The 25,703-nt window shown below is 65.0% G+C and carries 25 protein-coding genes (1 of these 25 cut by a window edge); 14 read left to right on the top strand and 11 right to left on the bottom strand.

Going from position 1 to position 25,703, the window contains the following annotated elements:
* The 6 genes from PZL22_RS18375 to actR form a co-directional block, all read left to right on the top strand.
* Positions 1-458, top strand: partial view of an ABC transporter substrate-binding protein gene (locus tag PZL22_RS18375; RefSeq protein WP_003531965.1) — the final stretch only. 769 nt of this gene lie to the left of the window's left edge; only the last 458 of its 1,227 coding nucleotides appear in the window; its start codon lies beyond the left edge, outside the window; it ends in the stop codon at positions 456-458.
* On the top strand, positions 442-2,130 hold the full coding sequence (locus PZL22_RS18370) for an ABC transporter permease (RefSeq protein WP_003531966.1): 1,689 nt from the start codon (positions 442-444) through the stop codon (positions 2,128-2,130). The genes PZL22_RS18375 and PZL22_RS18370 overlap by 17 nt, the downstream gene beginning before the upstream one ends.
* On the top strand, positions 2,131-2,814 hold the full coding sequence (locus tag PZL22_RS18365; protein ID WP_003531967.1) for an ABC transporter ATP-binding protein: 684 nt from the start codon (positions 2,131-2,133) through the stop codon (positions 2,812-2,814).
* Entirely contained in the window at positions 2,814-5,276 is a 2,463-nt protein-coding gene (gene hrpB, locus PZL22_RS18360) for an ATP-dependent helicase HrpB (protein ID WP_284718527.1), read from the top strand. The genes PZL22_RS18365 and hrpB overlap by 1 nt, the downstream gene beginning before the upstream one ends.
* 179 nt (positions 5,277-5,455) lie before the next feature.
* On the top strand, positions 5,456-6,757 hold the full coding sequence (locus PZL22_RS18355) for an ActS/PrrB/RegB family redox-sensitive histidine kinase (RefSeq protein ID WP_003531970.1): 1,302 nt from the start codon (positions 5,456-5,458) through the stop codon (positions 6,755-6,757).
* A gap of 186 nt (positions 6,758-6,943) precedes the next feature.
* On the top strand, positions 6,944-7,528 hold the full coding sequence (gene actR / locus PZL22_RS18350) for a global response regulator transcription factor ActR (RefSeq protein WP_003531971.1): 585 nt from the start codon (positions 6,944-6,946) through the stop codon (positions 7,526-7,528).
* Between the two features lie 13 nt (positions 7,529-7,541).
* Here actR and PZL22_RS18345 read toward each other — a convergent pair whose 3' ends face one another.
* The gene (locus PZL22_RS18345) at positions 7,542-8,066 is read right to left on the bottom strand and encodes an MmcB family DNA repair protein (protein WP_003531972.1); all 525 of its coding nucleotides are present in this window, start codon (positions 8,064-8,066) and stop codon (positions 7,542-7,544) included.
* Between the two features lie 225 nt (positions 8,067-8,291).
* On the opposite strand from PZL22_RS18345, the gene PZL22_RS18340 reads away from it, so the two are divergent.
* Positions 8,292-8,966 (top strand): L,D-transpeptidase, encoded by a 675-nt coding sequence (locus PZL22_RS18340; RefSeq protein WP_003531973.1) that lies wholly within the window; start codon positions 8,292-8,294, stop codon positions 8,964-8,966.
* Between the two features lie 206 nt (positions 8,967-9,172).
* On the opposite strand, the gene PZL22_RS18335 is transcribed toward PZL22_RS18340, so the two are convergent.
* The 7 genes from PZL22_RS18335 to hslV all read right to left on the bottom strand — a co-directional run bounded on the left by PZL22_RS18335 (position 9,173) and on the right by hslV (position 18,723).
* Positions 9,173-11,344 carry a malate synthase G gene (locus tag PZL22_RS18335; protein WP_003531974.1) on the bottom strand — a complete coding sequence of 724 codons (2,172 nt, stop codon included), beginning with the start codon at positions 11,342-11,344 and terminating at the stop codon, positions 9,173-9,175.
* 160 nt (positions 11,345-11,504) lie between these two features.
* Positions 11,505-13,511, bottom strand: a complete 2,007-nt coding sequence (locus tag PZL22_RS18330) for a hydantoinase/oxoprolinase N-terminal domain-containing protein (RefSeq protein ID WP_003531975.1) — start codon at positions 13,509-13,511, stop codon at positions 11,505-11,507.
* Positions 13,512-13,641: 130 nt separating this feature from the next.
* Positions 13,642-15,042, bottom strand: a complete 1,401-nt coding sequence (locus tag PZL22_RS18325) for a cytochrome P450 (protein WP_003531976.1) — start codon at positions 15,040-15,042, stop codon at positions 13,642-13,644.
* A 151-nt stretch (positions 15,043-15,193) separates the two neighbouring features.
* On the bottom strand, positions 15,194-16,144 hold the full coding sequence (locus PZL22_RS18320) for a DUF1402 family protein (RefSeq protein ID WP_003531977.1): 951 nt from the start codon (positions 16,142-16,144) through the stop codon (positions 15,194-15,196).
* 206 nt (positions 16,145-16,350) lie between these two features.
* The gene (hslU, locus tag PZL22_RS18315) at positions 16,351-17,658 is read right to left on the bottom strand and encodes an ATP-dependent protease ATPase subunit HslU (protein WP_003531978.1); all 1,308 of its coding nucleotides are present in this window, start codon (positions 17,656-17,658) and stop codon (positions 16,351-16,353) included.
* Complete coding sequence (locus PZL22_RS18310) at positions 17,655-18,176, bottom strand: GNAT family N-acetyltransferase (protein ID WP_003531979.1); 522 nt, start codon at positions 18,174-18,176, stop codon at positions 17,655-17,657. The genes hslU and PZL22_RS18310 overlap by 4 nt, the downstream gene beginning before the upstream one ends.
* Complete coding sequence (gene hslV / locus PZL22_RS18305) at positions 18,166-18,723, bottom strand: ATP-dependent protease subunit HslV (RefSeq protein ID WP_003531980.1); 558 nt, start codon at positions 18,721-18,723, stop codon at positions 18,166-18,168. The genes PZL22_RS18310 and hslV overlap by 11 nt, the downstream gene beginning before the upstream one ends.
* 320 nt (positions 18,724-19,043) lie before the next feature.
* Between hslV and hisB the strand changes: the two genes are divergently transcribed.
* The 7 genes from hisB (at position 19,044) to coaA (ending at position 23,731) form a co-directional block, all read left to right on the top strand.
* Positions 19,044-19,652, top strand: coding sequence for an imidazoleglycerol-phosphate dehydratase HisB (hisB, locus tag PZL22_RS18300; RefSeq protein ID WP_003531981.1), 609 nt, complete (start codon positions 19,044-19,046; stop codon positions 19,650-19,652).
* A 26-nt stretch (positions 19,653-19,678) separates the two neighbouring features.
* A complete protein-coding gene (locus tag PZL22_RS18295; protein WP_003531987.1) occupies positions 19,679-20,152 on the top strand; it encodes a DUF2628 domain-containing protein in 474 nt (157 codons plus the stop codon).
* Entirely contained in the window at positions 20,152-20,802 is a 651-nt protein-coding gene (gene hisH / locus PZL22_RS18290) for an imidazole glycerol phosphate synthase subunit HisH (RefSeq protein ID WP_003531988.1), read from the top strand. The genes PZL22_RS18295 and hisH overlap by 1 nt, the downstream gene beginning before the upstream one ends.
* A 32-nt stretch (positions 20,803-20,834) precedes the next feature.
* Entirely contained in the window at positions 20,835-21,578 is a 744-nt protein-coding gene (gene hisA / locus PZL22_RS18285) for a 1-(5-phosphoribosyl)-5-[(5-phosphoribosylamino)methylideneamino]imidazole-4-carboxamide isomerase (protein WP_003531989.1), read from the top strand.
* Complete coding sequence (gene hisF / locus PZL22_RS18280; RefSeq protein ID WP_003531990.1) at positions 21,575-22,351, top strand: imidazole glycerol phosphate synthase subunit HisF; 777 nt, start codon at positions 21,575-21,577, stop codon at positions 22,349-22,351. The genes hisA and hisF overlap by 4 nt, the downstream gene beginning before the upstream one ends.
* A 64-nt stretch (positions 22,352-22,415) precedes the next feature.
* Positions 22,416-22,739 carry a phosphoribosyl-ATP diphosphatase gene (locus PZL22_RS18275; protein ID WP_003531991.1) on the top strand — a complete coding sequence of 108 codons (324 nt, stop codon included), beginning with the start codon at positions 22,416-22,418 and terminating at the stop codon, positions 22,737-22,739.
* Positions 22,736-23,731 (top strand): type I pantothenate kinase, encoded by a 996-nt coding sequence (gene coaA / locus PZL22_RS18270; RefSeq protein WP_003531992.1) that lies wholly within the window; start codon positions 22,736-22,738, stop codon positions 23,729-23,731. The genes PZL22_RS18275 and coaA overlap by 4 nt, the downstream gene beginning before the upstream one ends.
* Positions 23,732-23,934: 203 nt before the next feature.
* Here the strand turns inward: coaA and PZL22_RS18265 are convergent, their stop codons facing one another.
* The 3 genes from PZL22_RS18265 to arfB form a co-directional block, all read right to left on the bottom strand.
* A complete protein-coding gene (locus PZL22_RS18265; RefSeq protein ID WP_003531993.1) occupies positions 23,935-24,546 on the bottom strand; it encodes an alpha-ketoglutarate-dependent dioxygenase AlkB in 612 nt (203 codons plus the stop codon).
* Positions 24,547-24,659: 113 nt separating this feature from the next.
* Positions 24,660-25,133, bottom strand: coding sequence for a peptidoglycan-binding protein LysM (lysM, locus tag PZL22_RS18260; protein ID WP_003531994.1), 474 nt, complete (start codon positions 25,131-25,133; stop codon positions 24,660-24,662).
* An 85-nt stretch (positions 25,134-25,218) separates the two neighbouring features.
* Positions 25,219-25,653: an alternative ribosome rescue aminoacyl-tRNA hydrolase ArfB gene (arfB, locus tag PZL22_RS18255; RefSeq protein ID WP_003531995.1), complete on the bottom strand. Its 435-nt coding sequence runs from the start codon at positions 25,651-25,653 to the stop codon at positions 25,219-25,221.
* Between the last annotated feature and the right edge of the window lie 50 nt (positions 25,654-25,703).

Here is a 25,703-nt window from a genome sequence, read left to right as displayed (position 1 = left end):
ACCCGCAGAACTACGCGGACATGAAGCAGAAGCTCGCCGACGGCGAACTCGACATCATTTTCGCCTTCAACCCCGCGGAAGCCTCCTCCGCGATCGCCAATGGCGAGCTGCCGGAGACGGTCCGCTCCTTCGCCTTTTCCGGCGGCACGCTCGGCAATACCCATTTCGTCGCCATTCCCTACAACGCAACGGCAAAGGCCGGCGCGCTTCTGCTTGCCGATTTCCTCCTCACGCCCGAGGCGCAGCTTCGCAAGCAGGATCCGAAGATCTGGGGCGACCCGACCGTGCTTTCTCCTGCAAAACTTCCGGCAGCCGACCGGTCCGCTTTCGAGCGCCTGGACCTCGGCATTGCGACGCTCCGCCCCGGCGAACTCGGTCCCGCGCTCGACGAACCGCACCCGGACTGGATGATACGGATCGAAACCGAATGGATCCGTCGTTATGGCGCAGCCAACTAGGCTCGGCGGAAACGCCCTCCTTGCCTTCATTCTGGGGCTTCCCATCCTTGCCGGGCTTGCAGGCACGATCCTGCCGGCCTTCGGCTACCTGCCGGCGCTCGGCGGCTTTCGCGTCACGCTTGCCCATTTCGCCGAACTCGCCGGCCAGCCGCACATCCTTCGCTCGGCCCTGACAGGCCTCGCTGCGGGATTGCTGACGACGGTCGCAGCGACAGCGGTCGTCGGCACATTCGTCGCGGGCTTCGCCGGCACGCCGACTTTCGCCCGCATCCAGCATCTCGTCTCTCCCCTGCTTGCCGTTCCGCATGCCGCCGCCGCCTTTGCGTTGGCTTTCCTCGTCGCCCCGTCGGGCTTCCTGCTCCGGCTGATCTCGCCGGAGGTGACGGGCTTCACGCGGCCGCCGGACTGGCTTCTTCCCAACGACCCTTTCGCGCTGACGATGATTGCCGGGCTCATCGCCAAGGAGGTGCCGTTTCTCTTTCTGGTGACGCTTGCCGCCCTGCCGCAGCTTGCCGTCACCAGAGCCTCGCGCCTTGCGGCGGCGCTCGGCTACGGGCGCGTCGCGGGCTTCGCCGTCTGCCTTTGGCCGGCCCTCTACCGCCAGATCCGCCTGCCGGTCTTCGCGGTGCTCGTCTATTCGGTATCCGTCGTGGACGTCGCCATGATTCTCGGGCCGAAGCTGCCGCCAACATTGCCGGTGCGAGTAACCCAATGGGCCGGAGATGACGACCTCGGCGCGCGATTTCTCGCATCGGCGGGCGCTTTCCTGCAGCTTGGCGTCGTCGTCGCTGCAATGGCCATCTGGATCGCGCTCGAACGGATCGGGAAAGCCGTTCTCGCGCGCCTGATCTTTTCGGGACGGCGCTTTGCGCGGGACGGCGCGGTTCGCGCCGCGGGCGCCCTCGCCATGACCACCTGTACGGTCACCATTTTCGCGGGGCTCAGCCTGCTTTCGATCTGGTCGGTTGCGGGCCTCTGGCCATTTCCCGACGCGTTGCCCGGAAGTCTCACGCTCAATACCTGGATGCGCATATTGCCTCAACTCTGGGCGCCGCTTGGCACCACGGTCGCGCTCGCTCTTTCGGCGTCATCGCTGGCGCTCGTATTTACGATCCTCCTGCTCTACCGCAACGGCATCGCCGGCGCACGGAAGAATGCAGGCGGCTACCGGCTGCTGTACCTCCCCTTGCTCGTCCCGGAGATCAGCTTCATCTTCGGGCTGCAGGTCCTGATGCTCTCGGCGGGGCTCACGCCGGGCTTCGCGAGCGTGCTGGCGGTCCATTTCGTTTTCGTGCTCCCTTACGTGCTTCTGTCACTGTCGGCCCCCTGGCGCGAGGTCGACCCGCGCTTCGAAAAAATCGCCGCCGGCTTCGGCAAGCCGGCGTTGGAAATCCTGTTCGCGGTCCGGCTGCCATTGCTCTTTCGTGCCTGCCTCGCCGCGCTCGCGGTCGGTTTCGCGGTGTCGGTCAGCCTCTATCTTCCGACGCTCCTCATCGGGTCCGGGCGGCTGACGACGATCACGACCGAGGCCGTCGCACTCTCGTCGGGCGGCGACCGGCGGGTCATCGGCATCTACGCCTTCGTTCAGGGGCTCCTGCCCTTCCTCGCATTTCTCGTTGCGTCGCTCGGCCCGCAGTTGCTATTCCGCAACCGGCGGGCAATGAGGACGTGAATGCAGGAAAACGCCGGGTCAAAATCCCCGATCAAGACAGGATGCCTGACGCTCTCGGAGGTGACGATCGGTCTGGGCGGCCGGGCCCTGCTCGCCATATCGGCGGCCGTCGCGCCGGGCGAGGTGCTGACGATCATGGGGCCGTCCGGCTCCGGCAAGTCGACCCTGCTCGCCTTTGCGGGAGGCTTTCTCGATCCGGCATTCGATGTGAGCGGCCGCATTCTGATCGACGGCAAGGACCTGACGGCGGTTCCCGCCAACCGGCGACACGCGGGCATCCTGTTTCAGGATCCGCTGCTCTTTCCCCATCTATCGGTCGGCGGCAACATCGTCTTCGCCATAGCGCCCGATGTCAAAGGACGGGGCGCACGCCGCCGGCTGGCCGACGCAGCCCTCGACGAGGTGGGCCTTACCGGCTTCTTCGACCGCGACCCGGACACGCTCTCCGGCGGCCAGAAGGCGCGCGTGGCACTGCAAAGGGTGCTCGTTTCAGCGCCACGATTCCTGCTTCTCGACGAGCCCTTCTCCAATCTCGACGCGGCGCTCAGGCAGCAGACGCGCGAGCTCGTCTTTTCCAAGGCGAGGGCGGCCGGGCTGCCGACCATCCTCGTGACCCACGACAGTGCCGACGCGGAAGCCGCCGGCGGCCGCGTGATCGAAATCGGAATGGAGGAGCAGGCGTGATGCGCGCGCTTCCTGCCCTGCCCATCCGCGAAATCCTGCCCGGCCTTGGCGACGCGCTCGCTTCGGCGGGATCGGTCGTGCTGTCGGCTCCTCCCGGCGCCGGCAAGACGACGCTGGTGCCGCTTTTCCTGCTCGACCAGCCCTGGCGCGGCGACGGCAAGATCATTCTGCTCGAACCGCGGCGGCTCGCCGCGCGGGCGGCGGCCGGACGCATGGCCGAACTTCTGGGGGAGAAGGTCGGCGAAACCGTCGGCTATCGGATGCGGCTCGACAACCGCGTATCGGGCAAAACCCGGATCGAGGTGGTAACGGAGGGCGTCTTCAGCCGGATGATCCTCGACGATCCCGAATTGTCCGGCGTTTCGGCTGTCCTTTTCGACGAGTTCCACGAGCGTTCGCTGGATGCGGATTTCGGACTGGCGCTGGCGCTGGACGTGCAATCGGCACTTCGCGAGGACCTCAGGATCGTCGTCATGTCGGCGACGCTCGACGTCGAGCGCATCGCCGGACTCGTCGGCGATGCGCCGGTCCTGAAAAGCGAGGGCCGGAGCTTCCCGATCGACATACGCTACGAAAACAGAGCGGCCGGTGAAAGCGTCGAGGACGCGATGGTCCGGACGATTGCCGAGGCGCACCGGTCCGAGGAAGGTTCCATCCTCGCCTTCCTGCCGGGGCAGGCGGAAATCGCCCGCACCGCCGCGCGTCTCGCCGATCGCTTCGGGGAGGCGACCGCAATCGTTCCGCTCTACGGCAATCTGAGCCAGAAGGAACAGGATGCGGCGATCCGACCGGCACCGAAGGGCACGCGCAAGATCGTGCTGGCGACCTCGATCGCCGAAACCTCGATCACCATCGACGGCGTCAGGATCGTCGTCGACAGCGGTCTGCAGCGGCTGCCGGTCTTCGAGGCCTCGACGGGCATAACGCGGCTCGAAACCGTGCGCGTTTCCAGAGCCTCGGCCGATCAGCGCGCCGGGCGCGCCGGAAGAACCGAGCCGGGTATCGCGATCCGCCTGTGGCATTCCGGCCAGACGGCGGCGCTCGCAGCTTTCACGCCGCCGCAGATCCTCGCCAGCGATCTCTCCGGCCTGCTCCTCGATCTTGCCCATTGGGGTGTGGCCGATCCGTCGACGCTGAGATTCCTCGACCCGCCGCCGGAGACGACCCTGCGCGAGGCGCGAGGCCTGCTCCTCGAGCTCGGCGCGATCGACAGCCGCGGCGCGCTGACGCCGAGAGGCCGCAGGATCCGCGATCTGGCGCTGCCGGTGCGGCTTGCGGCAATGGCGGTTGCAGCCGCCGAGGAAGGGCGGGCGCAGGAGGCCTGCCTTCTCGCGGTGATGCTCACCGAGCAGGGCCTCGGCGGCAACGGCATCGATATCGAGGAGCGGCTGCGCCGGTTCCGGAGCGAACGCAGCGACCGGGCGGAAGCTGCCCGCGGTCTGGCGCGGCGAATGGCCGCCGAACTCGGCGCCTCAAAGAGCGCGGGTCCGAAGCCCGTTTTGCCTGGAGCCCTGCTGATGCACGCCTTTCCCGACCGCATCGCGCTGCAGCGCGGCGGGCGCGGGCGCTTCGTCATGGCGAACGGACGCGGCGCCGAGATACCCGAGACCGAACGGCTCGCTGCGGCCGGGATGCTCGTCATTGCCGATCTTACCGGCAGAGCCGGCGCACAGCGGGTGCTCGCAGCCGCGGAGATAGACCGGTCGGATGTCGAGGGGCACATGCCGGAAGCCATCGTCACCGAGGAGCAGAGCTTCTTCGATCGGGCGAGCCGGCAGGTGCGTGCCCGCCGGGTGACACGGCTCGGGGCGATCATCTTCGAGGAGAAACCCCTGCCTCGTCCCAGCGGCGAGGCGGCGGCGCGGGCACTCGCGGACGGTATCCGGCAGTTGGGGCTCGCCGCTGTCCCGTTCCCGAAGGACGTGGAGCAACTGCGCGACCGCATCGACTTCCTGCACCGCTCCATCGGCGAGCCCTGGCCGGACATGTCGGATACGGGTCTGATCTCCCGTCTCGACGAATGGTTCGTTCCTTTCCAGGGAGGCGCCGGCGGCATCGACGGGATCAAGGGCCGCGATCTCGCCGAAGGCCTCACGTCGCTCGTTCCATACGAGCTTCAGCGCGACCTCGCCCGGCTGGCCCCGACGCATTTCGAAGCGCCGACGGGCCAGCGTCATCCGATCCATTACGATGGCGACGAACCGCTCCTGTCGATCCGCGTTCAGGAGCTCTTCGGTCTGAAAACGCATCCCGCGATCGGCGACGGTCGACTGCCGCTGCTTCTCGAGCTGATTTCCCCCGGCCACCGCCCGATCCAGACGACACGGGACCTGCCCGGCTTCTGGGCGGGTTCGTGGAAGGACGTCAGAGCCGAGATGCGCGGCCGCTATCCGAAACATCCCTGGCCGGAGGACCCCGCCAATGCGATGCCGACGACGCGCGCGAAACCGCGCGGGACTTAGAGCGGGGTGGGATGAAGTGTACTCGTTTCCCGCTCGCATCCGCTCCAACGTGGCCGGATGCGGCTCTACGGCGCACTGCGGTCGGGCGCCGTTTCATATTTGCCGGGTTCGGCATAAAGTCCGGTAAGATGAAATGACGCCCGGTCGCGCATGCGACCCGCATCGCGAAACGGAAACGCATGGCAGCTGCGACACTCTATAACGATCTGAACAGCAATCGCAGTCTGAGGCTGCAGACGCTCGTGCGGCTGCGCTGGCTGGCGGTGGGTGGACAATCGCTCGCCGTCGTCGTCACGGCGCTATGGCTGCAGTTCCCGCTGCCGGTCGTTCCCTGTTCCGTATTGATCGCCTGCCTGGCGCTTCTCAACGTCTTTCTCACGCTCCGCTTTCCGCCGACGCAGCGGCTGACGCCGCCGGCCGCCTTCACCCTGCTCGGCATCGACCTTGCGCAACTGACTGCATTGCTCTTCATCACCGGCGGCCTTGCCAACCCCTTCGCACCGCTTCTCTGCGTGCCGGTCATCATATCGTCGGCCTCGCAGCCGAAGCCGCAGAGCATCGTTCTGGCCGGCCTCGCCGTCCTTGGCGTCACCGCCCTTGCCTTCTCGCCCTTCCCGCTGCCCTGGTATCCGGGCACCCTTCTGTTGATGCCGCGCGTGCTGACGGCAGGCATCTGGTTCGCGATCGTCTCGATGACGGCTTTCGCAGCCTTCTACACCTATCGCGTCTCGCTCGAGGCAAGCGAGCTTTCCGAAGCGCTGACGGCGACCGAGCTCGTGCTCCAGCGCGAGAAGCACCTGTCGCAGCTCGACGGTCTCGCGGCCGCCGCCGCCCACGAACTCGGAACGCCGCTCGCGACGATCAGCGTCGTCGCCAAGGAGATGGAACGGGAGCTCGGCGACGATCCGCGTTTCGGCGAGGACGTCCATCTTCTGCGCAGCCAGAGCGAACGCTGCCGCGACATTCTGAGGCGGCTGACCACCCTTTCGTCCGAAAGCGAGGAACATATGCGGCTTCTGCCGCTCTCATCGCTGATCGAGGAGGTAATGGCGCCACATCGCGAATTCGGCATAGAAATCGAGCTGAAGGAGCAGGGCGATCGCGCCTCGGAACCGGTCGGCATCCGCAATGCCGGCATTCTCTACGGCCTGGGCAATCTACTGGAGAACGCGGTCGACTATGCGCGCAAGAAGGTGACCGTCACGACGGAGCACACGGCCGAGCGCGTGCGGGTGACGATCGAAGACGACGGCGACGGTTTTTCGCCGGACATCCTAGCGCGGATCGGCGAACCCTATGTGACGCGGCGGCAGAAGGACGACAGCGCCGGCGGCCTCGGCCTCGGCCTCTTCATCGCCAAGACGCTGCTCGAGCGTTCAGGCGCCCGGCTGCGCTTCGAGAACGGCGGCTCGAAACACCCGGGCGCCCGGGTCAGCGTCGAATGGCCGCGCGTGCTGATGGACACGAAACTGGCGAAATGACTTTTGGCGGTTTATTGAAGACAGGTGCGGGGAAACCCACATGATTGCCAGAAAAACCACCGGTTTATGCCTACCGCATGTTTCCTTTGATCCTGTCCGGTGAAAGGATGGAACATGCAGCACTTGAAGGGTTACAGCGGCCTTTGCGCGTCCGGTGAGACGCATGGCGCTGTAGGGATTTGAGAAATGATCGAAAAGTCGATGCCTGCGCCAAACACTCACGCCGCGGATGCGGACTTGATCGGGCCTGACAAGAGCCTTCTGATCGTCGATGACGACACGGCTTTTCTGCGGCGCCTCGCGCGCGCCATGGAAGCGCGCGGCTTCGCGGTCGAGATCGCCGAATCGGTCGCCGAAGGCATAGCCAAGGCGAAGACCCGCCCGCCGAAACATGCAGTCATCGATCTCCGCCTGAGCGACGGCAGCGGTCTCGACGTGATCGAGGCGATCCGCGGGCGCCGCGACGACACGCGCATGATCGTTCTGACGGGCTATGGAAACATCGCGACCGCGGTCAACGCCGTGAAGCTCGGAGCGCTCGACTATCTGGCCAAGCCCGCGGACGCCGACGACATTCTCGCGGCGCTGATTCAGCGCCCGGGCGAGCGGGTGGAGCCTCCGGAAAACCCGATGTCGGCCGACCGCGTACGGTGGGAGCATATTCAGCGCGTCTATGAAATGTGCGAGCGCAATGTTTCGGAAACCGCGCGCCGGCTCAACATGCACCGACGGACCCTGCAGCGCATTCTGGCGAAACGGGCGCCCAAATAACCGCGCCGCCCTTCTAATCCCGGTCCCCGCTGACGATGTCGCTGATCGACTGGCCAAGGTCGCCGTTCCGTTCGGCTGCCCATTCTGCGAGCGTCAGGCGCTGCGCCGCCGTGCGGGCGAAGGCCTGCGTCACCGATTTTCGCGTGCTCGGCGGCAGGCGGTGTTCCGGTGCCTCGCGCAGCATATGCGCGCCGTAGCCGTCGGAAAGCATCAGCCCGCATTCTTCCGGAAAGATGTCGAGCGGCACCTGCGCATGGGTTGCGAAGAACAGGCGGTCGCAGTGAAGCCGGTATTCCGGCCACTTGCGGTCGACGCGGAAGTCCTCGATCGAGGTCTTGATCTCGATGATCCAGATTTCGCCCTTGGGCGAGAGCGAGATGAGATCGGCCCGCCGCCCGCTCGCAAGCGTCAGTTCGGGCAGAGCCGCGTGGCGCAGTTCCATCAGCAGCCGCTGAACGCCGCGGCGTACCTTCATCGCCCGCTCTGACTGGCGTCCGTCTGCGAGCGGATTATCGCCATGGATAGACAAGATCGTCATTGCCGCCCTCGGAAAGTGCTACGGCGACCTTTGCGCGTCTGACGAGAAGCGCGGCGCTGCAGGGTGGTTTGTTGCAAAAAAGCAATCGTCACGGAATTTACACCTTTCGGCCACATTGCGGGGGGCCGGTCCCTTGCGCACTGCGGTGCAATAGAAAATAAGCTGGTGCCGCTGACGGCCGGACACCCTCCCCCGTATTTTCCTGACCTCTTTTACGAGACCATCATGCGCTTCCGCAACGCTCTCCTTCTGTGCAGCCTGGCGGCCACCGTTGCCCTCGCCGGCTGCTCACAGACCACGACCACGGCCGGCTCCTCTCCCGAGGGCGAGAAAGTGGCGACGAACCAGATATTCTCCAGCAATTATGGCCCTGTTGAGGACCACGGGTATGCGGTGCCGGGCGTTCCGATCAACCGCGTAGACCAGCGTTTCCACCGGCAGATCGTCGACTACCCGACGAAGGAACGCCCGGGAACGATCGTCGTCAACACGCCGAGCCGCTTCCTCTATTACGTGCTGCCCGGCGGCAAGGCCGTACGTTACGGGATCGGCGTCGGCAAGCAGGGTTTCGCGTGGGAAGGCGAGGCCTATGTCGCCTGGAAGCAGGAATGGCCGACCTGGCACCCGCCGAAGGAAATGGCCGAGCGCAAGCCGGAAGTCGCCAGATATGTCGAGGCCGGCATGGGCCCGGGCATCAGCAATCCGCTCGGCGCACGCGCTCTCTACCTCTTCAACAAGGAAGGCCGGGACACGCTCTTCCGCCTGCACGGCACGCCGGAATGGTCGTCGATCGGCACCGCTGCCTCGTCCGGCTGCATCCGCCTGATGAACCAGGACATCATGGATCTCTATTCGCGGGTCCGCCCCGGCCGCAACGCACGCGTCGTCGTGCAGCAGTAGCGGCTGCAACACATCGAAAAAGGGCCGCCCGGTGATGCCGGGTGGCTCTTTCTTTTTGCCGTAGCGGGGTGATTGCGCTCAACTCGATAAGTTAGTGCGTCCCTTTGGACGCACGGCGCGCCTTGTTGATCCCCTCATTCCTGTGCTTGTCACAGGAATGAGGAAATCAAACAAGCGACGGCGGGTGGCCCGAACCTCAACAGGCCTTATGCCCCCAGCTTCGCCTTCAGCTCCAGCCGGCGGCGGTGCAGGACCGGCTCGGTATAGCCGTTCGGCTGCTCGCGGCCCTTGAGCACGAGATCGAGTGCCGCCTGAAAGGCGATCGACTCCTCGAAGCGGCCGGCCATCGGCTGATAGTTCGGATCGCCGGCGTTCTGCCCGTCGACGATCGCCGCCATGCGCTTCATGGTTTCGACGATCTGCGCTTCGCTGACGATGCCGTGATGCAGCCAGTTCGCCATATGCTGCGCCGAGATGCGCAGCGTCGCGCGGTCCTCCATAAGGCCGACATTGTTGATGTCGGGCACCTTGGAGCAGCCGACGCCCTGGTCGACCCAGCGCACGACATAACCGAGAATGCCCTGCGCATTGTTGTCGAGTTCGCGCTGGATTTCCTCCTCGGTCCAGTTCGGCCGTGGGGCGACCGGCACGGAGAGGATATCGGCTAGCTTCGCGCGGGTGCGGCTCTTGAGGCCCGCCTGGACTTCGGCGACGTTGACGCGGTGGTAGTGGGTGGCGTGCAGAGTCGCGGCCGTCGGCGACGGTACCCAGGCCGTGTTCGCGCCCGCCTTCGGATGGGCGATCTTCTGCTCCAGCATCGCCGCCATCAGGTCCGGCATCGCCCACATGCCCTTGCCGATCTGGGCGTGGCCGGAAAGCCCGCATTCGAGACCGACATCGACGTTCCAGTTCTCATAGGCCGATATCCACGGCGCCTGCTTCATGTCGCCCTTGCGGATCATCGGGCCGGCTTCCATCGAGGTGTGGATTTCGTCGCCGGTGCGGTCGAGGAAGCCGGTATTGATGAAGACGACCCGTTCGCGGGCGGCGCGGATGCATTCCTTGAGGTTGACGGTCGTCCGCCGCTCCTCGTCCATGATTCCCATCTTCATCGTGTTGGGCGGAAGCCCGAGCGCCGACTCTACGCGGGCGAAGATCTCGCAGGCGAAGGCGACTTCCTCCGGCCCATGCATTTTCGGCTTGACCACATACATGGAGCCGCTGCGGGAATTCGCCCGCCGACCGTTCCGGCCGATGTCGTGGAGTGCGATCAGCGCCGTCACCATGGCGTCCATCAGGCCTTCCGGCACCTCTTCGCCGTCCCGGTCGAGGACCGCGGGGTTGGTCATCAGGTGGCCCACATTGCGCACCAGCATCAGCGACCGCCCCGGCAGTGTCAGCGTCGCGCCGTCCGGAGCCGTATAGGCCCTATCGGGGTTGAGCCTCCGGGTGAACGCCCTGCCGCCCTTGGTCACCTCCTCCTCGAGATCGCCTTTCATCAGCCCGAGCCAGTTGCGGTAGACGAGCACCTTGTCCTCGGCATCGACGGCCGCAACCGAATCCTCGCAATCCATGATCGTGGTGATCGCCGATTCCAAAACGACGTCGGAAATGCCGGCGGCGTCGGCCTTGCCGATCGGTGTCGTCGCGTCGAGGACGATGACGATGTGAAGGCCGTTCCGACGCAGAACGATCTCGGACGGCGCCGCGGGGTCACCGGCATAGCCGGCGAACTGAACGGAATTGCGCGGCGCGCTCTTCGTGCCGTCGGCAAGCATTACGGTTAGCGTCGCTCCCTCGACCGAGAACGATTTGGCATCGCTCCAGCGGCCGGTCGCCAGCGGGGCGCTCGCGTCGAGAAATTCTCGCGCCCAGGCGATGACCTTGGCACCGCGCTTCGGATTGTATCCCTTGCCGCGCTCGGCCCCGTCGGTCTCGGCTATCGCATCGGTGCCGTAAAGGGCGTCGTAGAGCGATCCCCAGCGGGCATTGGCGGCATTGAGCGCATAGCGCGCGTTCATCACCGGCACGACAAGCTGCGGCCCGGCGATCGTCGCGATCTCGGAATCGACATTTGCGGTCGAGACGTAAAAATCGGGACCTTCGGGCAGGAGGTAGCCGATCTCCCGCAGGAAGGCTTCATAGGCTTCCATGTCGACCGGGGCACCATGCTCGCGATACCAGCCGTCGAGCCTGGCCTGCAGCTCGTCGCGCTTGACGAGAAGGGCCCGGTTCTTCGGTCCGAGATCGTGAACGAGATCCGAGAAGGCGGAAAAGAACCGATCCGCATCGACGCCGGTGCCTGGCATCGCCTCTTCGACCAGAAAGCGGTGGAGCCCCGCATCGATCTGCAATCCATATTTCTCAACGCGGTCCATGCCACAGCTCCTGAATTCAGTATTTCTATTGCAATAGATAGAAGTGGTGCCCGGAAGGAAAAGCGCCTTGGCCCCGCTTACATGCGCGGACACTCTCTCATCAAACCATTCCCTGTCAATTCCGCAAGGATGCGAAGAATTGTTTCCGGAATGGAAAAGATCAAAGCGCGTGATGCGCTATACGGGGCCGGCCGCTTGCCGAGGCGATGAAGCGTGCCTCGATCAGCTTGCGGCTGCCTTCGACTTCCGGCGCGTCGATCTCTTCCCGAAGCACCGCGGCCGGTTCTTCTGCACCATTGGCGCGGGCGCTCTCCAGCGCCATCGTTTCGGCGCGCCGGCGGGCGACGCCGAAGGCCTCCTGCTGATCGACGAAGCGCTCGCTCGCGCCCGCACCGTTGACGATGAAAATGCCTTCTTCCGGCGTCGTCACGAAGACTGTGACTGTTGCCCGCACCTGACCGACAACCGCGCCGACGGCGTTTGCCACATCTGCCTCCGCGGGGATCGCGGCCTCGGTGGAAAGCATTTCGGCGATGGCGGGGTAATAGACCGGCGCCGAGGCGCCGAGGCCGACAAGCGGCCGGTCGAGGCTGATCGAAAAGCGCACGATGCCCGGTTCCCGTTTCAGCGCCCGGTCGACGGCAAGCGAGGCGGCGGGGTCGATGGCGGCGCTGTCCTCGCTGAGACAGGCCTGCAGGATGGCTTCCGAGGATTGCCGCGTCAGCCGGTCGACGATCATCTGCGCGAGAGCCTCGACGGAGGCGGCGATAGGCTGTCCCGAGCCGTCCTTGGTGCGGGCGGCGATCTCGAGGCCCAGGCGTGCGGCCTCGCCGTTCCACTGCGCCTGCCGACCGAGAACATGCATCGCGTCCGAGGGGGTGAGCCCGCAGATATGCACCAGCCCGCGCGCCACGAGCCGGTCGAGCGTCGCCTTCTGCGGCGTGCTGACGAGAAGGTCCGCAAGCGCCACCGGCGCCATGCCGATGCGGCCGTAGAGTGCCTGCTCCTGCGGCTGAAGCCCGCTCGCCAGATGGTCGGGCAAGCCGGTGCGGACCGCCAGGCGGCCATCGTGACGGCCGGGATGGGGCGCCCGCAACTGCTTTTCGAGCACCGACAGGACCGCGTCGCCATGCAGCGCCGCGGCGAGGCTCAAGGGCAGAAAGCGGCGCGGCCCCAGATCGAGCCTGGCCTTGAGACCGCGATCGTTGATCTTCACCTCGGAGTCGCCGCCGAGGCCGTAGGTGCGCATGGCGACCGCCTCGACCATGGTACGAAAGCCTCCGACGACCGCGCCCTCGGCATCGAGCCGCGGGCGGCCTTTTTCGAGTACGGCTACGTCGGTCGTCGTGCCGCCGATATCGGAGACGATCGCGTTGTCCAAGCCGGTCAGATAGCGAGCGCCGACGAGGCTCGCGGCCGGTCCGGAGAGGATCGTCTCGATCGGGCGCAGCCGCGCTTCGGCGGCCGAGATCAGCGCACCGTCGCCGCGCACCACCATCATCGGCACATCGATGCCGCGGACCTTGAGGAAATCCTCGCAGGAACCGATCAGCCGGTCGATCATCGAGACGAGGCGCGCATTCAGAAGCGTCGTCAGCGCCCGGCGCGGGCCGCCGAGCTTGGAGGAAAGCTCATGGCTGCAGGTGACCGGCAGGTGCGAGACCTCGCGGATGCGATCGCGCACGCGCTTCTCGTGGTCCGGGTTGCGCACGGCGAAATAACCGGCGATCGCGAAGGACGACACCTGGGAGCTGAGACCCGGAAGCGCCTCGTCGAGAGCACTCATGTCGAGCGGCGTCTCGCCGCCATGGACGTTGTGGCCGCCAGGAAGGAAAAGAACGGGATCGGACCCGAGCGCTTCCTGAAGGCCGTCGCGCTTCAGGTCTTCCGGACCGAAACCGATCATGATCAGGCCAGCACGGCCGCCCTGGCCTTCGACCAGCGCATTGGTGGCAAGCGTCGTCGAGAGCGACACGAGGCTGATCGCCGAAACCGGTACCCTCGCCTTCGCGAGCACCGCCTCCACCGCGCCTGAAACGCCCTCGGCCAGATCGTGACGGGTCGTCAGCGCCTTGGCCTTGGCGACGACGCCGGTCGCTTCGCTGAAGAGGACGGCGTCGGTATAGGTGCCGCCGGTGTCGATGCCGAGGAGAAGATGCGGGGTCAATTTCTGCTCAGTCCAATGGTGAGGGGTCCGGAAGGGTCTGTCCGGTGATAGGACATATTTTTAGAAAAAACCATCGCGCGACAGCGACGTTTCCGTGTCTGATGGCGGGCGTATCCCGCCAACCGGAGACCTACTTGACCCTTGCCGACACCTTCATCGGCAAGCCGCCCCTCGGCTGCGTCGTCAGCCTTTGCACAGGCCAGGGATGCGTCTCGTCCGTCAGGTCGAAGCGGAAGCGGTGCATGAGCACGGCAAGCGCGATCACCGCCTCCTGCAGCGCGAAGGTCGCGCCGATGCAGACGCGCGGGCCGGCGCCGAAGGGCAGGTACTGGAAGCGGTTTATCTTGTCCCGGTTTTCCGGAAGGAAGCGCTCCGGCATGAAGGCGCGGGGTTTCTGCCAGTAGAGCGCGTGCCGGTGGAGCGTCCAGGGCATGACCAGCACCGATATTCCCTTGCGGATCGGCACGCGCTCGCCTTCCGGGGATGTCCACGCATCCTCCTCGATCGCGGCGCGGTTGATGGATGGCGCCGGCGGATAGAGCCTCAACGCCTCCTCGAAGGCGGCAAGCACATGCGGCATGCGCCCGAGCCAGTCGACCGGATCGGCGCCGCTTGCAAGAACCGAATCGATCTCCTGCTCCATCGTCTCGCGATAGGCGGGCGTATTGGCGATGCAATAGAAGCACCAGGCGAGCGCCCGTGCGGTCGTCTCGTGGCCGGCGCCGATGAAGGTGAGAATATTGTCCTCGATCTCGGAGGTCGAAAGTCCATCCGGACCTTCCAGCTGCAGAAGCAGGGTCAGGAAGTCGTTCGGGACGTCGCCGGGCGCTTCCGTCATCCGTCGCCGGCGCAGAGACATCGTCTCGGAAACGACGCCGCGGAAACGGTCGAGCACCTTCCGGCCGCCGATGCGGGTCAGCCGCGGGACCCAACTCGGCGCAACCAGGAGGTCCATCGGATCGACGCGCCCCATTCGATGCAGCAATTCCTCGACATTGGCGGCGAAGCCCTGCTTTTCGACGGCAATTTCGCCGGAAAAGAGCGTCTCGGCCAGGATCTCGAAGGTGAGTTCCGTCATGTCCACGGCGACATTGGTGACGAAGGGCTCCGATGAAGCGCCCGCGTAGCGGTCGACGAAGGCCTCGCAAACGCGAAGCATCTGGCCGGCAAAGCCTTGTGCGTGCCTTGGCGTGAAAACCGGCGCCATCGCCTTGCGCGACCGTTTCCAGACCTCGCCTTCCGCCGTCAGGAGGCCGTCGCGCAGGATCGGGCGCAGGATCAGCCGACGGACGTTCGACATTTCGTAGTTGGCGGCGTTCTCGACGAGGATGTAGCGGATGAGGCCGGGATCGTTGACGATAAGCGTCCGCTGATTGATGAACTTCGTCTCGATCCAGGGAAGCGTGTATGAAGGCTCGCCCCAGAGCTCGAGCGGGTTTCGCAGAACCGTGCGGATGATCTCGAGCCGCGAGGGAATGCCGGTGCGCGGCACGGGCGCGGGCGGCTCGAACGGCTCCGGTCGCGTATCCATGTGAATGCCTTCCTAGAGCACTTCCAGGAAAAGTGTGCAGCGGTTTTCCGTCCGGAATGTGGAATGCTCTTGTCTGCGTACCGTTCCAGTTTTTTACGGCGCAATCAAGAAATGCTTCACGTGAACCGCGATGATTCCGGGCGATAAAGGATCACAACAGGCTTTCGAGCTCTGCCAGTTTGTCGTTGACGAGCCAGCCGTAATAGTTCTCCTCCGGCCAGTGGACCTCGCCCCCCTGGTTCTTCGCGGCAAGCGCGGCCGCACGCGCATCCGGATTGCCGACATTATAGAGCGTTGCCGTCAGGCCCGGATTGCCGGAGATATCCATGCCGGCGATCGTGCGATAGGCATCGATCGAATGCCGGATGGAGGCGGCCATATAGGCAAGCGACACGTCCGGGTCCATGATCGCCTCATAGACGCCGGCGGCATTGCTTTCATCGAGGCGCTCATAGCCGGAGACGCGCGAGACCATATCCGTCAGCATCAATGCGGTCAGCGGATTGATCTGGCCGAGACCGAAGGTCTGCCCGGCGAAGAACGGCTGGAAGAAGACGGCACTGAAGCGGTTGTTCGGGAAGGATTTGCCGGCCACCGTATGGCCGCGGAACTGGCTGTCCCAGACCCGCTCGCGGCAGCTCCAGAGCGCGTAGGAGCCTTTCTTGCCGGCGCATTCGGCAAATTCGGGCCGCTCGACGAATTCGGCGATGGACTCGCCCTCATGGCCGAACTGGAAGCTGTCGCCCGCATAGGCGGCCGCCTTGACGTAATAGGATTGCAGCCGGTCATAGGCGTCGACATTGTAGGTGTGTTCGCCGACGATCGCCCCGACCATGTGGATGGGCGCGATGCCGTAGGCGCCCGCGACCGACTTGATCTTGCCGACGAGGCTGCGGTCGGTGGCGAGAAGCTCGCGCACCTTCTCGTATTTCGCGTCGAAGGATGTGCGGCCGGCCTTGGTGCGGCGCACCGAGGCGCCGGGAACGCCCGGCTGCTCGACGTGGCGATTGCCCTGCGGGACGATGAGTATCCCGCTCGCAGCCGAAGGCCCGGCAGCGAGGCAAAATGTGAAGATCACGAGCATGCAGGCGGTAAGGCGCACGATCTGTTTTCCTGTAGAACTCTTCCAAGAACCGGCGGATCCCGGCCGTTCGGCGGCGCCCCTAAGGCAAGATCATGTCGGAATGATGCCTTAATTCTTAACGGCTCTGATCGGTCTAGAAAAAATGACGGCGCCTGTCGAGTGACAGGCGCCCCACAATTCGGTGATCGGCTGCTCCCGGCGCCGTGCCGGGTCAGAGGATCGCGTCAGAGGATATAGCGCGACAGGTCGGTATTGGCCGCGAGATCGCCGACATGCCGGCGAACGTACTCGGCATCGATCGTGACGCCCTGGCCGCCCCGATCGGGCGCGTTGAAGGAGACGTCGTCGAGCACCCGCTCCATCACGGTCTGCAGGCGACGCGCGCCGATGTTCTCGACATTGGCGTTGAGCTGGACCGCGACCTCCGCCAGCGCATCGATCGCGTCCTCGGTGAAGTCGAGGGCAACACCCTCGGTCTCGAGCAGCGCCTTGTACTGGCGGATGAGGCTCGCCTCCGTCTCGGTCAGGATGCGGCGGAAATCCTCCTTGGTGAGGGCCCGAAGCTCGACGCGGATCGGCAGGCGCCCCTGCAGCTCCGGCAAAAGATCCGACGGTTTGGCGACGTGGAACGCGCCGGAGGCGATGAAGAGGATGTGATCGGTCTTCACCGGCCCGTATTTCGTCGCCACCGTCGTGCCTTCGACCAGCGGCAGGAGGTCGCGTTGCACGCCTTCGCGCGACACGCCGGCACCGATGCCGCCCTCGCGGGTGGCGATCTTGTCGATCTCGTCGAGGAAGACGATGCCGTCGTTTTCCGCCGCCGCCACCGCCTCTCGCTGGATCTGCTCGTTGTCGAGCAGCTTGTCGGACTCGTCGTTGACCAGGAGCGCATAGGAGTCCTTGACCGTCGTCTTGACCTTCTTGGTCCTGCCGCCGAGTGCCTTGCCGAACATTTCCGAGAGGTTGAGGACGCCGATGTTGGCGCCCGGCATTCCCGGGATCTCGAAGGCGCCGCCGGGCGAACCGGTTTCGGCGACATCGACCTCGATCTCCTTGTCGTCGAGTTCGTTGGCGCGCAGCTTCTTGCGGAAGGAATCGCGGGTTGCCGGCGAGGCGGTGGTGCCGACCAGCGCGTCGAGAACGCGCTCCTCGGCGTTCTGATGAGCCTTCGCCTTCACTTCGGCGCGCCTTTTCTCCCGCACGAGGCTGATGCCGACCTCCACGAGATCGCGCACGATCTGCTCCACGTCGCGGCCCACATAGCCGACCTCCGTGAATTTCGTTGCCTCCACCTTGACGAAGGGCGCGCCGGCGAGCTTGGCGAGACGACGGGAAATCTCCGTCTTGCCGACGCCGGTCGGACCGATCATCAGGATATTCTTGGGCATGACCTCGTCGCGCAGCTCGTCGTCGAGCTGCTGGCGGCGCCAGCGGTTGCGCAGCGCGATGGCAACCGCGCGCTTCGCGTCCTTCTGTCCGATGATGTAGCGGTCGAGCTCCGACACGATTTCCCTGGGTGAAAAGTTGCTCATCGATTCCTCTCAAATTCCGTCCGCTTGAGCTCCATCAGGAGGGTTCGACCGGACTCGTCTATCCATTCGCCAAAAGGTACGAAACCGGCCTTCGCATAGGCTCGGACGGCGCGGCGGTTGCCGGCGTCGGGGTCGATGACGATGCGCGCGGCGCCGCTTTCGAACAGTCTTGCGGCAAAGGCTCTGAGCGCCATGGCGGCGACGCCTTTGCCTGTCATTTCGGGCGGGCCGATGAAGATGTCGACGCCGGGCGTGTCGCCCGACAGGTCCTTGGCCCAGGGCTCCTCGTCATATTCCGACGGGACCCAGGACTGGATATAGCCGGCCGGCTCCCCCTTCACACGAAAGACGAAACCGTCGACCTCACCCTTCGCACGACCGTCCCGTATCAGCCCGAGTTCCACATCGGGATCGCCCCACCACTGCCGGACATGCGGCTCGGAAAGCCAGGCGAGGAGCATCGGCAGGTGGCCCTCGGCCACCGGCTCGAAGCTGACCTCTGCCGGCTCATTCCGCATCCAGCGTCTCCACGACGACGTTGTGGTTGGTGTAGACGCAGATGTCGCCGGCGATTTCCAGCGCGCGGCGGGCGATCTCCTCGGCCGACTTGTCGCTGTCCATGAGCGCCCGTGCCGCGGCAAAAGCATAGTTGCCGCCCGACCCGATGGCGATCGTCCCGTGCTCGGGCTCGAGAACGTCGCCGTTGCCGGTGATCGCCAGCGTCACCGTCCGGTCGGCAACCAGCATCATCGCCTCGAGATTGCGCAGATACTTGTTGGTACGCCAGTCCTTGGCGAGCTCTACGGCCGCCCGCATCAGCTGGTCGGGATATTGCTCGAGCTTCGCCTCCAGCCGTTCCAGAAGCGTGAAGGCGTCCGCCGTCGCGCCGGCGAAGCCTGCAATCACGTCGCCCTTCGACAGGCGGCGGACCTTGCGGGCATTGCCCTTCATAACCGTCTGGCCGAGGCTCACCTGGCCATCGCCCGCCATAACCACTTTGCCGCCCTTGCGCACCGTGATGATGGTGGTCGCATGCATCGTTCCGTAAGGATTATGTTCGCTCATGAAAGTACCTTTGGGCCCGGGAAGCCGGGGGGATGCGGCTCGAATGAGCCTGGTTGCTTGAGGCCTATGTAAGTCGCAGCCGCGCGATTGCAAATGTGCGAACCCCCGTCCGGGCGCCTTTCGTTTTCACGTCGCCGCGGCGGGCCGAATCTCCGTCGCAGTTCTGGATATTTCATGCCTCCCCTGATAAGGAGCGGCTCTGTGACGGAATGCGGAGAGCGAAGGCGGTATTTCGCCCCTCTCCGCAACGCCCGAAAACGATGTTGCTCCGATAGCCCGGCTGGCCCAAAGTCATCGGAGAGTGCAGACAGGAGAGCCTGATGGCAGACGTGACGCCGAGCCGCACCGGCCAAGTTTCGCGAAAGACGAATGAAACCGCCATATCCGTCTCGGTCAATGTCGACGGAACGGGCGTATCGAAGATCGCGACCGGCGTCGGCTTCTTCGACCATATGCTGGACCAGCTCTCGCGCCATTCGCTGATCGACATGGAGATCAAGGCGGAGGGCGACCTCCATGTCGATGATCACCACACGGTCGAGGACACGGGCATCGCCATCGGCCAGGCGCTGGCCAAGGCGCTCGGCGATCGCCGCGGCATCACCCGCTATGCCTCCATCGACCTCGCCATGGACGAGACGATGACGCGCGCCGCCGTCGACGTCTCCGGCCGGCCCTTCCTCGTCTGGAACGTGACCTTCACGTCGCCGAAGATCGGCACCTTCGACACCGAACTCGTGCGCGAATTCTTCCAGGCGCTCGCCCAGCATGCCGGCATCACGCTGCATGTGCAGAACATCTACGGCGCCAACAACCATCATGTCGCCGAGACCTGCTTCAAGTCCGTCGCCCGCGTGCTCCGCACGGCAACCGAAATCGATCCGCGCCAGGCGGGACGCGTCCCCTCGACCAAGGGGACGCTCGCCTGAGCCGGCCAGTATCTGGTTTAAAGACCATGGCCTCCTACCTGATCATGACCCCGCCCGGCGCACCGGCCGATGACGAAAGGGCGCGGTTCATCGCCGACGGATTCTCCTGGGCCGCCTTCTTCTTCCCCGGTCCGTGGCTCATCGTCAAACGCGCGTGGCTCATCGGAATCTTCGTTTCCGTTCTGCAGTTCCTGTTGCTTCTTGCGGCAACGATGCCCGGCGGCTTCAGCGCAGCGCTGCTCATCCATCTGGCGCTCGGTCTCATCGTGTCGCTCGAAGGACCGCTTCTCGTCGCCCGCAAGCTCTCCGCACGCGACTGGACGTTTCGTTCGGTCGTTCCGGCACGCGATCTCGAGACGGCCGAAGAAATCTATTACTCGAATGCCGAGCCGTCCGCCCGTGAGGGACATGCGGCTCCCATGCCGGCCGACCGGTCCGCCACGGGACGGCCGGGCGCTGCTGCCGGGCTCGGCTTCTTTGAATCCTATGGAGAGCGCTGATGCGGGTCGCCATCATTGACTACGGGTCGGGCAATCTGCGCTCGGCTACGAAGGCCTTCGAGCGCGCCGCCCGCGAGGCGGGCATCGCGGCCGAAATCGATCTCACCGACAGGCCGGAACGGGTGGCCACGGCCGATCGCATCGTGCTGCCGGGCGTCGGCGCCTATGCCGATTGCCGCCGCGGCCTCGCCGTCGTGGAGGGCATGGAGGAAGCGCTGACGGAGGCGGTCGAGAAAACCGGCCGCCCCTTCTTCGGCATCTGCGTCGGCATGCAGCTTATGTCGTCCCGCGGACTCGAAAAGACGGTGACGAAAGGTTTCGGCTGGATCGCCGGCGATGTCGTCGAGATGACGCCCGAGGACCCCTCGCTCAAGATCCCCCAGATCGGCTGGAACACGCTTGATCTCAAGCGCCCGCACCCGCTCTTGGACGGCATTCCGACCGGCGAGAACGGTCTGCACGCCTATTTCGTCCATTCCTACCACCTCGCGGCGGAGCGTGCCGAAGACGTGGTGGCCGAGGCGGGCTATGGCGGCCCGGTGACGGCCTTCGTCGCACGCGACAACAAGGCGGGCTCGCAGTTCCATCCGGAAAAGAGCCAGGCGCTCGGCCTTGCCCTCATTTCCAATTTCCTGCGCTGGAAGCCCTGAGGCTGCCGCGACATTTCTGATCGGACGAACAAATGATTCTCTTTCCCGCGATCGACCTCAAGGACGGGCAATGCGTGCGCCTGAAGCTCGGCGACATGGAGCAGGCGACGGTCTATAATCCCGACCCGGCCGCCCAGGCGCGCGCCTTCGAGGAGCAGGGTTTCGAATGGCTGCACGTGGTCGACCTGAACGGCGCCTTTGCCGGGGAGACCGTCAACGGCGCGGCGGTCGACGCCATCCTCAAGGCGACGAAGAACCCCGTGCAGCTCGGCGGCGGCATCCGCACGCTGGAGCATATCGAGAACTGGCTTTCGCGCGGGCTGAAGCGCGTGATCCTCGGCACCGTCGCGGTGCGCGATCCGGCCCTGGTGATCGAAGCCTGCCGCAAGTTCCCGGGACGGGTCGCCGTCGGCATCGATGCGAAGGGCGGCAAGGTCGCCGTCGAGGGCTGGGCGGAAGCCTCCGAGCTCGGCGTGGTCGAACTCGCCAGGAAGTTCGAGGGCGCGGGCGTCGCGGCGATCATCTATACGGACATCGACCGTGACGGCATCCTGACCGGCATCAACTGGGCCTCGACGCTCGAACTCGCGGACGCGGTTTCGATCCCGGTCATCGCCTCGGGCGGCCTCGCCTCGATGGACGACATCCGCCGCATGACCGAACCGGATGCGCAAAAGCTCGAAGGCGCGATTTCCGGCCGGGCGCTTTATGACGGGCGGATCGATCCGAAGGAAGCCCTGGATCTGATCCGCGAAGCAAGAAAGGGGAAGTTATGACCCTTAAAGCCCGTGTAATCCCCTGTCTCGATGTGAAGGACGGCCGCGTCGTAAAGGGCGTGAACTTCGTCGATCTGATCGACGCCGGGGACCCGGTGGAGGCGGCACGCGCCTATGACGCGGCCGGGGCCGACGAGCTCTGCTTCCTCGACATCACCGCCTCCTCCGACAATCGCGAAACGATCTTCGACGTCGTCGCCCGCACCGCGGAGCAATGCTTCATGCCGCTCACCGTCGGCGGCGGCGTGCGCCAGGTAGCGGACATCCGCAAGCTCCTGCTTGCCGGCGCCGACAAGGTGTCGATCAACACGGCGGCGGTGAAAAATCCGGAATTCGTCGCGGAAGCCGCCGACAAGTTCGGCGACCAGTGCATCGTCGTCGCGATCGACGCCAAGAAAGTCTCGGCGCAAGGTGAGGCGGACCGTTGGGAGATATTCACCCATGGCGGGCGGCAGCCGACAGGCATCGACGCGATCGAATTTGCGCGGAAGGTCGTCGATCTCGGCGCCGGCGAAATCCTTCTCACCTCCATGGACCGCGACGGTACGAAGAGCGGCTACGACATCAGCCTGACACGGGCGATCGCCGATGCGGTACGCGCTCCCGTCATCGCCTCCGGCGGCGTCGGCACGCTCGACCACATGGTCGAGGGCATCCGCGATGGCCATGCGACTGCCGTGCTCGCCGCCTCGATTTTCCACTTCGGCACCTACAGCATCGGCGAGGCGAAGCGCCACATGGCCGAGCACGGCATCGCCATGCGGCTTGATTGAGACAGTAACGATGCAGGCCAGAGGGGTGAACGCGTATGCCGCATAAGACCCAAGGGATCCGACAATGACCGACTTCACCCTTTCCGACCTGGAGAAGATCGTGGCGACCCGCGCCCGGGCGGCGCCGGAGGAGTCCTGGACCGCCAAGCTGGTGGCGGCCGGGCAGACGAAGGCTGCCAAGAAGCTCGGCGAGGAGGCGGTGGAAACGGTCATCGCGGCGATCGGCGAGGACCGGAAGAATCTGGTCGATGAGAGTGCCGATCTCCTCTATCATCTTATGGTCGTATTGAATATCGCCGCCGTCCCGTTGCAGGATGTGATGAGCGAACTGGCCAGGCGGACGAGCCAATCCGGCCTGCAGGAAAAGGCGAACCGGCAGAATCCATGAGCATCGCCGCGAAAGACATCGAACCGGCCGACATTCCGGGCAATCTCCAGGGGGGCGAATATTCGCCCTATCACGTCTTCTCCGCGGAGGAATGGTCGCGCTTTCGCGCCGACACGCCGCTGACGCTGACGGCCGACGAGGTGCAGCGCCTGCGATCGCTCAACGATCCGGTCGATCTCGACGAGGTGCGACGGATCTATCTCTCGCTCTCACGGCTCCTCTCGGCCCATGTGGAGGCGTCGCAGATCCTCTTCAGGCAGCGCACGCGCTTCCTCAGCATGTCGAACGAGACGAAGACGCCCTTCGTCATCGGCGTCGCCGGCTCGGTCGCCGTCGGCAAGTCGACGACCGCGCGCATCCTTGCCGAGCTTCTCGCGCGCTGGCCCTCGAGCCCGAAGGTCGACCTCGTCACCACCGACGGCTTTCTTTATCCGAATGCGGTTCTCCAGCGGGAAAACCTGATGGACCGCAAGGGTTTTCCAGCGAGCTACGATATCGGTGCGCTGCTCAGATTCCTCTCGGCGATCAAGGCGGGCCGGCCGAACGTCAAGGCTCCGACCTATTCGCACCTGACCTATGACGTGATCCCCGACCAGTTCCAGGTGATCGACCGGCCGGACATCCTGATTTTCGAAGGGATAAACGTACTGCAGTCGCGCGATCTGCCGGCCGACGGCAAGATCGTGCCGATGGTCTCCGATTTCTTCGACTTTTCGATCTATATCGATGCCGAGGAGAGCCTGATCCACAGCTGGTACGTGAACCGCTTCATGCGACTGCGCGAAACCGCGTTCCAGAACCCGCAGTCCTTCTTCCATCGCTATGCGACGATCAGCGAGGATGCGGCGCGCGCGATCGCCGAGGGCCTCTGGCACAATATCAACCTGAAGAACCTGCATCAGAACATCCTGCCGACGCGGCCGCGCGCCGATCTCATCCTGCAGAAGGGTCCCAACCACCTGACGCAGACGGTGGCGCTCAGGAAGCTCTGAGCGAGGTGATCGTGTTTTGGGAAGACCCCTCCCCAACCCCTCCCCACAGGTGGGAGGGGCTTAATCCGCCGCGCCCGCGTCGCCACTGATGACCGCCGCGACAGTTTCAAGATTGCAGGGACGGCAGACGGCCGCCGCAAGCGCCGAGCCCCTCCCCCTTGTGGCGAGGGGTTGGGGAGGGGCCTTTTGCGGACACCGCGACCTCAAGGATTGACCCGTCGCAGCGTCAGATTGAGCCGGCCGCCGCTCCTCAGGAGCGTCGACGTGTTCGGATAGATGCGGTCGACGCCGTGAAAGGCGAGGCGTCCTTCGCCGCCGAGCACGACGACGTCGCCGCTTTCGAGCCTGAAAGACACGGTCTGTCCGCCGCGCGTGCGGCCGCCGACGCGGAAGAGGCAGTCGTCGCCGAGCGAGATCGAAACGACGGCGGTCTCGAGATCGCGCTCGTCCCGGTCCTGGTGGAGCCCCATGCGTGCCTCTGCCGAGTAGAAATTCACCAGGCAGGCCTCGGGGGACTTGTCGCTTCCGGCCACGGCATTCCAGATGTCCTGCAGCATGCCCGGTATCGGCGGCCACGGCTTGCCGGTGACCGGATGCGTGGCCTGGTAGCGGTAGCCGCGCTCGCGGTCGGTGACCCAGCCGAGCGCGCCGCAATTGGTCATGCGCACGGACATGGGTTTGCCGGTCTTCGGCATTGCCGGCGCGAAGAGCGGAGCCTCCGCCACGACGGCGCGGACGGCCTCGACCAGTCCCTCCTGGCGCGAACGGTCGAGGAAACCGGGAATGTGTCTCACCCCTTTCGGCAGCACAAGCATTGGCGGCATCCTGTCATGCGGTATCGATCGAATCCTCCCGTCAGCAGATCCGGCGGGAGATGACAGGTACATAGCGCTCACCGGGGTCGGGATCGACCCGAAACGGCCTTCGTTCAGCCGGCATCCAGATCCGGGATGCGCAGCACCTGCCCCGGATAGATCTTGTCGGGATGGGTGAGCATGGGCTTGTTGGCTTCGAAGATCGCGGTGTGCTTGGCGCCCTTGCCCTTGCCGTAATGCGCCTCGGCGATCTTCCAGAGATTGTCCCCCTTCTTCACTGTGTAGAAGACCGGGGCCTTCGCCTCGGCCGGCGCGGCGGCGCCGTCGGCGACCTTGAGCTCGGATGCCTCGACCTTGGATATGCCGAGCGTATTGCCGACCGCCACGACCGCCTTCTCGAAGGTGGACTGGTCCCGTACGACACCCTTCAGTACGACCTTGTCATCCACGACATCGACCTTGACGTCCTTCGTGCCGAGATCATGGGAAGCGAGCTCCTTTTCGACACTCGCCGCATCCGGCGGCGTGTCGTCGCCGCCAATCCCGAGCTTCTTTCCCGCGTTCTTGATGAAACTGAACAAACCCATGATTGCCTCCTCTTCCGCAGACTATCCAATAAGAGAGGGCGATTGCGGGAAAAAGACAAGAGGAGCGAACACAACTTTCGCGCGCTCAGTCGCCGGCGGGGCGGCCGCGCAGCTTCTTGACTTCGGAACGGCCGGATTTTTCCTTCAGCCGGCGCTCGATCGAACCGCGCGTCGGCTTCGTCTTCCTGCGCGGCGGGGGCGGCGGTTCCGCCGCCTTCAGGATCAGTTCCTTCAGCCGCTCGCGGGCGTCCTCGCGGTTGCGTTCCTGACTGCGGAAGCGATTGGCTTCGATCATCAGGACCCCCTCCTTCGAGGCGCGGCGTCCGGCGAGCTTCAAGGCATTGGCCTTGACGCGCTCCGGCAGGGACGGCGAAGCCTGCACGTCGAAGAAAAGCTGGACGGCCGTCGAGACCTTGTTGACGTTCTGCCCGCCCGGGCCGCCGGCCAGCACGAATTGCTCCGTGAGCTCCCATCCGGCGATCACGATGTTTTCGTTGATGTAAAGCGGTTCGCTTGCCATGGTTCTTCCTCGGCCGTTCTATCGCATGCCTGAAAACCAGCCGCAAATGC

Origin of the sequence: Ensifer meliloti (assembly GCF_030064585.1) — a bacterium.
GTDB lineage: Bacteria > Pseudomonadota > Alphaproteobacteria > Rhizobiales > Rhizobiaceae > Sinorhizobium > Sinorhizobium meliloti.
Note: the sequence above shows the minus strand (reverse complement) of the source record. Positions and strands in the feature narration are given on the sequence as shown.

Excerpts from the sequence above, each read along its gene's own strand:
- PZL22_RS18370 (WP_003531966.1), top strand. The coding sequence starts at position 442 with ATGGCGCAGCCAACTAGGCTCGGCGGAAACGCCCTCCTTGCCTTCATT.
- PZL22_RS18365 (WP_003531967.1), top strand. The coding sequence starts at position 2,131 with ATGCAGGAAAACGCCGGGTCAAAATCCCCGATCAAGACAGGATGCCTG.
- hrpB (WP_284718527.1), top strand. The coding sequence starts at position 2,814 with ATGCGCGCGCTTCCTGCCCTGCCCATCCGCGAAATCCTGCCCGGCCTT.
- PZL22_RS18355 (WP_003531970.1), top strand. The coding sequence starts at position 5,456 with ATGGCAGCTGCGACACTCTATAACGATCTGAACAGCAATCGCAGTCTG.
- actR (WP_003531971.1), top strand. The coding sequence starts at position 6,944 with ATGATCGAAAAGTCGATGCCTGCGCCAAACACTCACGCCGCGGATGCG.
- PZL22_RS18345 (WP_003531972.1), bottom strand. The coding sequence starts at position 8,066 with ATGACGATCTTGTCTATCCATGGCGATAATCCGCTCGCAGACGGACGC.
- PZL22_RS18340 (WP_003531973.1), top strand. The coding sequence starts at position 8,292 with ATGCGCTTCCGCAACGCTCTCCTTCTGTGCAGCCTGGCGGCCACCGTT.
- PZL22_RS18335 (WP_003531974.1), bottom strand. The coding sequence starts at position 11,344 with ATGGACCGCGTTGAGAAATATGGATTGCAGATCGATGCGGGGCTCCAC.
- PZL22_RS18325 (WP_003531976.1), bottom strand. The coding sequence starts at position 15,042 with ATGGATACGCGACCGGAGCCGTTCGAGCCGCCCGCGCCCGTGCCGCGC.
- hslU (WP_003531978.1), bottom strand. The coding sequence starts at position 17,658 with ATGAGCAACTTTTCACCCAGGGAAATCGTGTCGGAGCTCGACCGCTAC.
- PZL22_RS18310 (WP_003531979.1), bottom strand. The coding sequence starts at position 18,176 with ATGCGGAATGAGCCGGCAGAGGTCAGCTTCGAGCCGGTGGCCGAGGGC.
- hslV (WP_003531980.1), bottom strand. The coding sequence starts at position 18,723 with ATGAGCGAACATAATCCTTACGGAACGATGCATGCGACCACCATCATC.
- hisB (WP_003531981.1), top strand. The coding sequence starts at position 19,044 with ATGGCAGACGTGACGCCGAGCCGCACCGGCCAAGTTTCGCGAAAGACG.
- PZL22_RS18295 (WP_003531987.1), top strand. The coding sequence starts at position 19,679 with ATGGCCTCCTACCTGATCATGACCCCGCCCGGCGCACCGGCCGATGAC.
- hisH (WP_003531988.1), top strand. The coding sequence starts at position 20,152 with ATGCGGGTCGCCATCATTGACTACGGGTCGGGCAATCTGCGCTCGGCT.
- hisA (WP_003531989.1), top strand. The coding sequence starts at position 20,835 with ATGATTCTCTTTCCCGCGATCGACCTCAAGGACGGGCAATGCGTGCGC.
- hisF (WP_003531990.1), top strand. The coding sequence starts at position 21,575 with ATGACCCTTAAAGCCCGTGTAATCCCCTGTCTCGATGTGAAGGACGGC.
- PZL22_RS18275 (WP_003531991.1), top strand. The coding sequence starts at position 22,416 with ATGACCGACTTCACCCTTTCCGACCTGGAGAAGATCGTGGCGACCCGC.
- coaA (WP_003531992.1), top strand. The coding sequence starts at position 22,736 with ATGAGCATCGCCGCGAAAGACATCGAACCGGCCGACATTCCGGGCAAT.
- PZL22_RS18265 (WP_003531993.1), bottom strand. The coding sequence starts at position 24,546 with ATGCTTGTGCTGCCGAAAGGGGTGAGACACATTCCCGGTTTCCTCGAC.
- lysM (WP_003531994.1), bottom strand. The coding sequence starts at position 25,133 with ATGGGTTTGTTCAGTTTCATCAAGAACGCGGGAAAGAAGCTCGGGATT.
- arfB (WP_003531995.1), bottom strand. The coding sequence starts at position 25,653 with ATGGCAAGCGAACCGCTTTACATCAACGAAAACATCGTGATCGCCGGA.